The 9059-nt window shown below is 70.4% G+C and carries 5 protein-coding genes; all 5 read left to right on the top strand.

From position 1 onward, the window contains the following. Positions 1-3800: toxin glutamine deamidase domain-containing protein (locus ACZ4NB_RS38495; RefSeq protein WP_467667712.1), on the top strand; the 3800-nt coding region annotated here is incomplete at its 5' end. Beyond that, complete coding sequence (locus tag ACZ4NB_RS38500; protein ID WP_467667713.1) at positions 3790-4077, top strand: DUF6406 domain-containing protein; 288 nt, start codon at positions 3790-3792, stop codon at positions 4075-4077. The genes ACZ4NB_RS38495 and ACZ4NB_RS38500, both read left to right, overlap by 11 nt. 132 nt (positions 4078-4209) lie before the next feature. Then, positions 4210-5538, top strand: coding sequence for an MFS transporter (locus tag ACZ4NB_RS38505; protein WP_467667714.1), 1329 nt, complete (start codon positions 4210-4212; stop codon positions 5536-5538). Positions 5539-5635: 97 nt separating this feature from the next. Continuing rightward, a complete protein-coding gene (locus ACZ4NB_RS38510; protein WP_467667715.1) occupies positions 5636-7027 on the top strand; it encodes a S28 family serine protease in 1392 nt (463 codons plus the stop codon). Between the two features lie 286 nt (positions 7028-7313). After that, positions 7314-8951, top strand: a complete 1638-nt coding sequence (cimA, locus tag ACZ4NB_RS38515) for a citramalate synthase (protein WP_467667716.1) — start codon at positions 7314-7316, stop codon at positions 8949-8951. Positions 8952-9059: the final 108 nt, after the last annotated feature.

Below are 9059 nucleotides of genomic sequence, written 5' to 3' on the forward strand. Positions count from 1 at the left end.
ACACCACCGTCTCCACCCAGTCCGCCGACACCGCCACCCTCCCCCCACCCACCCAACACACCACCGACCCCACAGCGAACACCCCCAACACCCCCACCACCCCCCAACAGGGCCAGCAGCCCAACACGCCCCAAACCCCCGGCCCGATGATGGGCGGCATCCCACCCCAGAGCGGCCCCTCCACACCCCCGAACGGCGCCCCACCCCGCAGCGGCACACCCGGCAGCCGCAACGCTCCTGCGGGCAACAACCGTCGCCCCGACGGCTCCCAAGTCGTTCACGACGCCACGCAACAGCACCGCCCCGAGGCTCCCGCCTACAACCCCCGCCTCGACGGCCCGCGCCGGGAAGAGACCTCGCGGCCGTACAACCCTCGGCTCGACGGCCCGCGTCCGGACGCAACTCGCCCCGACGCAACTCGCCCCGACGCGCCGCACCCCGACGGCACTCACCCCGACCCAACCCACCCGGAAGGCCCGCGGCCTGCTGCACCACGCCCGGACGAGACGCACCCCGACTCGGCGCCGTCAGGCCCCGCCCGCGATCCCGGGATGCCCCACCCGAACGTCCCCCAGCCGAATCAGCCACCTCAGCACCCCAACTACCAGCAGCCGTACGCAAATCAGCCGCATCCGCAGAATCCGTACGCGCAGCAACCACACCCCCCTCAGCAGCCCTACCAGCAGACACCTCAGCAGCAGCCCTATCAGCAAGTACCTCAACAGCAGCCGTACCAACAGGCACCGCAGCGGCAGCCTCACCAGCAGGCACCCCAGCAGCAGACTCCGCACACCCCGCAAACCCAGACGCCACAGCAACAACAGCCGCACCACGGCCAGCAACAACAGCCGCACCACGCCCAGAACCAGCAGCCGCAGCACCATCCGAACCCGAACCAGCAGCCCCACGTTCCGCCGCCGCCCTCCAACGGCCTGCCGCCGGACGCGCCGCACGACCTCAACAGGATTCGCCACGATCTCCAGGGCGGTCCCCATGGGCTGCTCCCGCCCCGTGTCATCGATCAGCAGCTGCTGGCCGACGCGGTGCCACGGAACCCGGACGGCACGCCGGAGCGACACCCGGACCCCTTCCAGCAGTGGGCCCGGCTCCAGAACGACGGCGGTCTCGTCATACCGGGACGCTCCAACAACTGCGTGGACTGCAGCCGTTCGTTCCTGGAGACCTGGTTCGGAAACCCGCAGGTCTCCGCGCCGCGTACGTGGGACACCAACCCGGACGGCAGCCTCGACCGCCGTACGGGCGAGCGCAACGGCATCGCCAACATCAACCGCTGGGCCAACACGCCCCTGCGCTACTCCGGGGCAACCGCAGACGGGTACGCCCGTGTCGCCCAGGACCTGAAGAACGCCGGGCACGGCGCCGGCTCCATCATCGTCGTGGAGTGGAAGGACGGCTCGTCACACGCCTTCAACGCGGTCAATCGCAACGGCCGGGTGATCTGGGTCGACGCACAGTCCGGCACGGTGAGCGAGCAGCCCATCCACACCCAGGGGGTGAAGGTCTGGCACCTGACCCTCGACGGCAACCGCCAGCCCCACGTCCCCAACAACAACCAGTCCGTACCCCAGCAACAGCAGAACCAGCAGCAGCCGCACAACCAACAGCAGCATCAGACTCAGTACCAGCAGCACCAACAGGCTCCGCACCAACAGGCTCCGCACCAACAGCAGGTTCAGCCGAACCCGTACGCCCAGCAGCAGGTCCCGCACCAGCAGCAGTACGCCCAGCCGAACCCGTACGCCCAGCAGCCGCAGTACCAGCAGCAGCCGTACCAGCAGCAGCAACAGGCCCCGTACCAGCAACAGCACCCCCAGTACCAGCAGCATCCGCAGCAGCAGGCCCAGCCGGGGCCGTATGCGCCGCATCCGCAGCAGCACGCCCAGGCGAATCCGTACCAGCAGCATCCTCAGCAGCCGTACCAGCAGCAGCCCTACCAGCAGCCGCAGAACCACAACCCGTACCAGCAGCAGGCCCCGCACCACCCACAGAACCCCCAACACCCCCAACACCCGCAGAACCCTCAGTACCCGGCAGCGGCACCCGGTTCCGACGCCGGCACCTCACCGACCCCGGACGCGCAGGCGTCCGACGGCCGGCCTCCACAGGCGACGACGCACCCCGATTCCCACGTGCCGACCGACCCGGGCGCAGCCCGGGATCACGACGCGGACGGCAACGCCGGACGTCCGGACGCGCACACCCCTGAGGGCCGTGACACCTCTGATGGGCGTGACGGGCGTGATGACCGTGGGAGGACCCAGCCCCACAGCCAGGAGCAGGGCGGCACCGACGGACGCCCCGGGAACCACACCGCAGGCCACGCGACGCCGAGCCACTCCGCCCCTCGCCAGGGAGACACTCCCCGCGACACCGGCACCCCGCGCCGCGACGGCACCCCGCGCCGCGACACCGCCTCGCGCGACAACGCCACCACCCCCACCCCCCGGCGGGACGCCCCCACGCCGACACCGCACACCAGGCCGGAGCCCGGCAGGCCCACCCCGGCGGAACGAACCACCCCCACCCCGGATCCAACCAAGCCCACTCCCACGCCTACCCCCGACGGCCGCCGCGACGCGCCGACCGCCGTCCCGGACGCCGCGCGCCAGGGGCCCCGCGCCACTGACAACGGCACGGCGCGCTGCTCCGACGAGCTGGCGAGGAGGCTCTCGGACGCGGACGACACCCACCGGTACCGCGGTCCCGCCGATGCGGAGCCGGAGCGGGGAACTCCGGAGGAAGCCGCCCGCCACCGGGACGACGACCCCGAGGGCGCACCCTCCGACGACGCATCGAAGCGGAAGGGCCTGCTGGGCCGGGTCTGGGGCGTGTTCAGCAGTACGCCCAGCGAACCGGAGCCGGACCTCGATCTCACGGTCGATCGGATCGACTACCGCGTCCCGTTCCAGCATCCGCTCCTCATTCCGGACGGTTACGGCACTCCGCTCGACCACGCCGACGGAACCCGTACTCCCTTGTTCGACGGCGACCCGCGGCCGGAGCAGACCCAGCAGGGCGCGCTGGGGGACTGCGGAATCATCGCCACCCTGGGAGCCGTCGCGCGTCACCGGCCCGAGGCCATCCGTGACTGTGTACGAGAGTTGCCGGACGGCAATTACGAGGTCCGATTCCATGCCACGCGCAGGAATTACCAGACCGGTTGCTACGAGCCGACCGGGCGGATGATCGTGATGACGGTGAGCCCGGAACTGCCCACGTATGCCGCCTCGTCCGACAAACCGGCGTACGCCGCCGACCGGGGCGCGGCCTGGGTGCCCATTCTGGAAAAGGCCATCGCGGCGCTCGACGGATCGTGGGACGCGGAGCGGACCGAGAGTTACGATTCCGGCTCGCGACGGCGGTTCCCGGATATCGAGCCACCTCGCGGATACGCGCGACTGGGACAGGGCAGTTTCGCCTGGGAACGCGCCGAGCTGCTCGCCCAGCTGACCGGGCAGCCGGCCGCGTACGAGGACTTCCCCGAGGGGTACGACCGTAATGGGCGGAGCGCGGACAAGCAGCTCATGGCCGATCTCCGGCAAAGGCTCGAACAGGGCAGCCCGGTGCTGGTCGGCTCGCGGAAGCCGGAAAAGGAGGAGGCTCAATTCCCGAAGGGGATCCAGGGTGGTCACGCCTACGAGATCAGGGGAATCGACGACCGGGGAAGGCTCCTGCTGCGCAACCCCCACAACACCGACCATCCTGAGCCCCTGACGCTCGCCGAGCTGAAAAAGTACTTCAAGAACCGCTACAGCGCATTGGAACCACATGACGAGTAACGACATGACGAGTAACGGCATGACGAGTAACGACATCGCCCTGGCGCATGGCATCCAAGTGACCCGGGACATCGGCAGTTTCGCCGTCACATGGGTCGATCGCCGCTCCGGACATCCCCTCACGGTGGAACTCCGGGTGGTGACCGACGAGCTCCAGCGGTACACGCTCGAAGTGGGCGACACCTTCCCGGTGCGAAACGAGACGTGGAAGCTCGCCCGATTCGACGAAGACCCCGACGACAACTGGCTGGTTCTCCTCACCCGAGTCGACGGCTGAGCCAACGGCCGAGTCGACGGCCGAGTGGACGCCTGAGCCGTCGCCTCCGTGAACACAACGCACTCAAGTACGCGCGATCGTTGCCGACCCGGCTCTTGCCGACGGACCGTCGGTCCGCGACCGTGATCGGCTATGGGACGAGAGCAATGGAAGAAGATCTGGGTCGGCTCGGCCGGCAACATGGTCGAGTGGTTCGACTGGTTCGTCTACGCCAGTTTCGCGGTCTACTTCGCGGATTCGTTCTTCCCCAAGGGGAATGACACCGCCAACCTCATGAACACCATGGGGATTTTCGCCGTCGGATTCTTCATGCGACCGGTGGGCGGCTGGCTGCTCGGCCGGATCGGCGACCGCAAGGGGCGCAAGGCCGCGCTCACACTGACCGTCACGCTGATGTCCGCCTCGGCGGTGCTGATCGCCATCGCACCGACATACGCCGTCGCCGGCTATGGCGGAGTGGCCGTACTGCTCATCGCCCGGATGCTGCAGGGGCTTTCGGTCGGCGGGGAGTACGCGGCCAGCGCCACCTACCTCACCGAGGCGTCCGCCCCGGGGCAGCGCGGCTTCGCCTCCAGCTTCCAGTACGTGTCGATGACCGCGGGCCAGCTGCTCGGCCTCGGCCTGCAGATCGTGCTGCAGCGCACGATGTCCGAGGAGACGCTGCACAGCTGGGCCTGGCGGATCCCGTTCATCGTCGGCGCCCTGGGCGCCGGGATCGTCTTCTACCTGCGGCGCAACATGCTGGAGACCGAGGTCTACGCCGCGGACGACAGCGCCAACGCCGATCCCGCGCGCGGCACCGTCAAGGCGCTGCTGGCCCACAAGCGGGAGGCGTTCCTGGTCATCGCGCTCACCATGGGCGGCACGGTCGCGTACTACACGTACACGACCTACCTCACCAAGTACCTCTCGGGCAGCGTGGGGATGGACAAGCCGACCGCCTCGCTGGTCAGCTTCTGCGCGCTGTTCCTGTTCATGTGCCTGCAGCCGCTGGCGGGCAGGCTCTCCGACCGGATCGGGCGGCGGCCGCTGCTGATCACCTTCGCGGTCGGCTCGACGTTCCTGACCGTGCCGATCATGACGCTGCTCAAGCACGCCGGCAGCTTCTGGCCGGCCCTCGGGCTCTCGCTGTTGGCGCTGGTCGTGGTCACCGGCTACACCTCGATCAACGCCTGTGTGAAGGCCGAGCTGTTCCCGACCGGAGTGCGGGCACTGGGCGTGGCGCTGCCGTACGCCATCGCCAACGCGCTGTTCGGCGGCACCGCGGAGTATGTCGCCCTGTGGTTCAAGAACGGCGGCATCGAGTCCGGCTACTACTGGTACGTCGCCGGCTGCGCCGCCGTCTCGCTGATCGTCTACATCACGATGCGCGAGACCCGCACCATCGATCTGCACCGGGTCGGCAAGCCGGCCGCCGCGGGCGCCGACCGCTCGCCCGTGGGAGCGCCCGCCGCCGACTGAGCGGCTCCCGGCCGGAAACGGCCTCCCCTGCCCGGGGGAGGCCCGTCCCGTCCCCGGGGGATCCGCGCCCCGGCCCCCGACGGCTTGGCTGGATGGCATGAAGAACGCCAGACACTTACTCCTGCCGCTGCTGCTGACGGGGCTGCTGGCCTCGGGCACCGCGGCCCCGTCCACAGCGCTGGCCCGGCCCGCCGAGGGTCGGGCGGCCGCCGCCCATGAGGCCGCCGCCCGCCCGGACGCCGGCGACCTGACCACCCGGCTCTCGGCCATCCCCGGTATGCGGGTGGTCAAGGACAACCCCGCCCCGGGCGGCTACCGCTCGATCGAGCTGCGCTACCGCCAGCCGGTCGACCACCGGCACCCCGACCGGGGCACCTTCGAGCAGCGGCTGTTCCTGCTGCACCGCGCCACCGACCGGCCGATGGTGCTGCAGACCAACGGCTACGACCTCGACTACCAGGACCCCGCGCTGCGCACCGAGCCGACCGAGATCCTGAAGAGCAATCAGATCAGCGTCGAGCACCGCTACTTCGCCGGCTCCACCCCCCACCCCACCGACTGGACCAAGCTCGACATCTGGCAGGCGGCCACCGACCACCACCGGATCGTGCGGGCGCTGCGGACGATCTACCCCGCCGCCTGGATCTCCACCGGCGGCAGCAAGAGCGGCATGGCGGCGGTCTACCACCGGCGCTTCTACCCGCACGACGTGGCCGGCTCCGTGGCGTACTCGGCGCCCGACAACACCCACGGCCGGGACGGCACCGCCGAGGACCGCTTCCTGGAGCGGGTGGGCAGCCCCGAATGCCGCCGTGCGCTCACCGCGGTCCAGCGCGACCTGCTGGGGGCCCGCAGGACGGAGACGGCGCGCCGGATCGCCCGTTCGGCCGCCGCCCACGGCGACACCCTGCGCATCGTCGGCAGCGCCGACCGGCTGCTGGAGTTCAACACGCTGATGCTGCCGGAGCGCTTCTGGATGGGGCCGGGCGAGGAGGGCTGCGGCCGTATCCCCGGGCGCTCGGCCACCGGTGCGGAGCTCTACGCCTGGTTCGACGGGGTGGTGCGCCTCTGGGGCTACACCGACACCTACCTCCGCCTGGTCACCGCGTCCTTCTACCAGCTGGGCACCCAGCTCGGCATGACCGAGCGGGCCGCCCCGCAGCTGGCCGGACTGCTCCGCCACCCCGGAATCCAGCGGATCCGCACCCTCGTACCGCGGGACATCCCGATGCACTTCCAGCCGCAGGCCATGCCCGACATCGACCGCTGGGTGCGCCACCACGGCAGTGAGCTGATGTTCGTCTACGGCGAGAACGACCCCGTCCGCTCCCAGCCGTTCACCCCCGGCCCCGGCAGCCGTGACGCCCACGTCTACCTGGCCCCGCACACGGGCCACCACGTGAGCCTCGACAAGCTGTCGCCGGGGGACCGGGAGCGGGCCACCGCAACCCTCCGCCGCTGGGCCGGTGTGGACGCTCCGACCGCATAGTGAGACCGCCAGGTGCGGCGTGCGTCCGATATGGCACACTGCGGACCGTGCTCTCGTTCGCCATGATTATTGGCAGCAGGCGCGCCGGTCCGCAGTGACCGCCCCGTACGACCCGAGTACGGCGCGGCCACCGTCGTCCCAGACCCGCGCGCAGACCTCTCGCACCCGCGAGGGGTTTTTTCGTTTCCGGCCCACCACTCACCGGAGGCGGAGCGCGAGGGAGCATGGAGGGACGGTGGAACCGGTTATTCCGGTAGACCGAGACCCCGACAGGAGCCAGACCAGCATGACGGACGCACCCGCAGCCTCCCCGGCGCCCGCCCCCCGGCCCGCCGGCGCGGTGTCCGACGACTTCCATGTCTTCGACACCACGCTCCGCGACGGCGCGCAGCGCGAGGGCATCAACCTCACCGTCGCGGACAAGCTGACCATCGCCCGGCACCTCGACGACTTCGGCGTCGGCTTCATCGAGGGCGGCTGGCCCGGCGCCAACCCCCGCGACACCGAGTTCTTCCAGCGCGCCCGCGAGGAGATCGACTTCCGGCACGCCCAACTGGTGGCGTTCGGCGCGACCCGCAAGGCCGGCGTCCGCGTCGAGGACGATCCGCAGGTCGCCGCGCTCCTCGCGTCCGGAGCCCCGATCATCACGCTGGTCGCCAAGTCCCATGTCGGGCACGTGGAGCTGGCACTGCGCACCACGCCGGAGGAGAACCTCGCGATGGTGCGGGACACCGTCGCCCACCTGCGCGCCCAGGGCCGCCGGGTCTTCCTCGACTGCGAGCACTTCTTCGACGGCTATGCGCTGGACGCGGCCTACGCCAAGCAGGTGGTCCGCACCGCGAGCGAGGCCGGCGCCGATGTGGTGGTGCTCTGCGACACCAATGGCGGGATGCTCCCCGCGCAGATCACCGCCGTCGTCCGGACCGTCCTGGCCGACACCGGCGCGCGGCTGGGCATCCACGCCCAGGACGACACCGGCTGCGCGGTGGCCAACACCCTGGCGGCGGTGGACGCCGGCGCCACCCACGTCCAGTGCACCGCCAACGGCTACGGCGAGCGGGTCGGCAACTCCAACCTCTTCCCGGTCGTCGCGGCCCTGGAGCTGAAGTACGGGCGCCGGGTGCTGCCGGAGGGCAAGCTCGCCGAGACCACCCGGATCTCGCACGCCATCGCCGAGGTCGTCAACCTCACCCCCTCCACCCACCAGCCCTACGTCGGCGTCTCCGCCTTCGCCCACAAGGCCGGGCTGCACGCCTCCGCCATCAAGGTCGACCCGGACCTCTACCAGCACATCGACCCGGCGCTGGTCGGCAACACCATGCGGATGCTGGTCTCCGACATGGCCGGCCGGGCCTCCATCGAGCTCAAGGGCAAGGAGCTGGGCTTCGACCTGAGCGACGACCGCGATCTGGTCGGCCGCGTCGTCGCACGGGTCAAGGAGCGCGAGCTGGCGGGCTACACGTACGAGGCCGCCGACGCCTCCTTCGAGCTGCTGCTGCGGGAGGAGGTCCGGGGCAAGGCGCTGCGCTACTTCGAGGTGGAGTCCTGGCGCGCGATCGTCGAGGACCGCCCCGACGGCACACACGCCAACGAGGCGACCGTGAAGCTGTGGGCCAAGGGCGAGCGGATCGTCGCCACCGCCGAGGGCAACGGCCCGGTCAACGCACTGGACCGGGCGCTGCGGGTGGGCCTGGAGCGGATCTATCCGCAGCTGGCGCACATGGAGCTGGTCGACTACAAGGTCCGCATCCTCGAAGGCGCCCTGGGCACCGGCTCGATCACCCGGGTCCTGGTCTCCACCAGCGACGGCCGCGGCGAGTGGTCCACGGTCGGCGTCGCGGAGAACGTCATCGCCGCGTCCTGGCAGGCCCTGGACGACGCCTACGCGTATGGCCTCTTGCGGGCCGGAGTTCCGCCGCAGTAGTCCCCCCGTTTTTGGCTTTCCCGCCGTGGTGGTTGTTCGCCGTGGCGCCTGGCGGCGGGCGGTTGTTTGTCGGGTGCGGTGACAGCCCTACGGACTTCGTCCTACGGT

This window comes from Streptomyces sp. NPDC026575 (assembly GCF_055567415.1).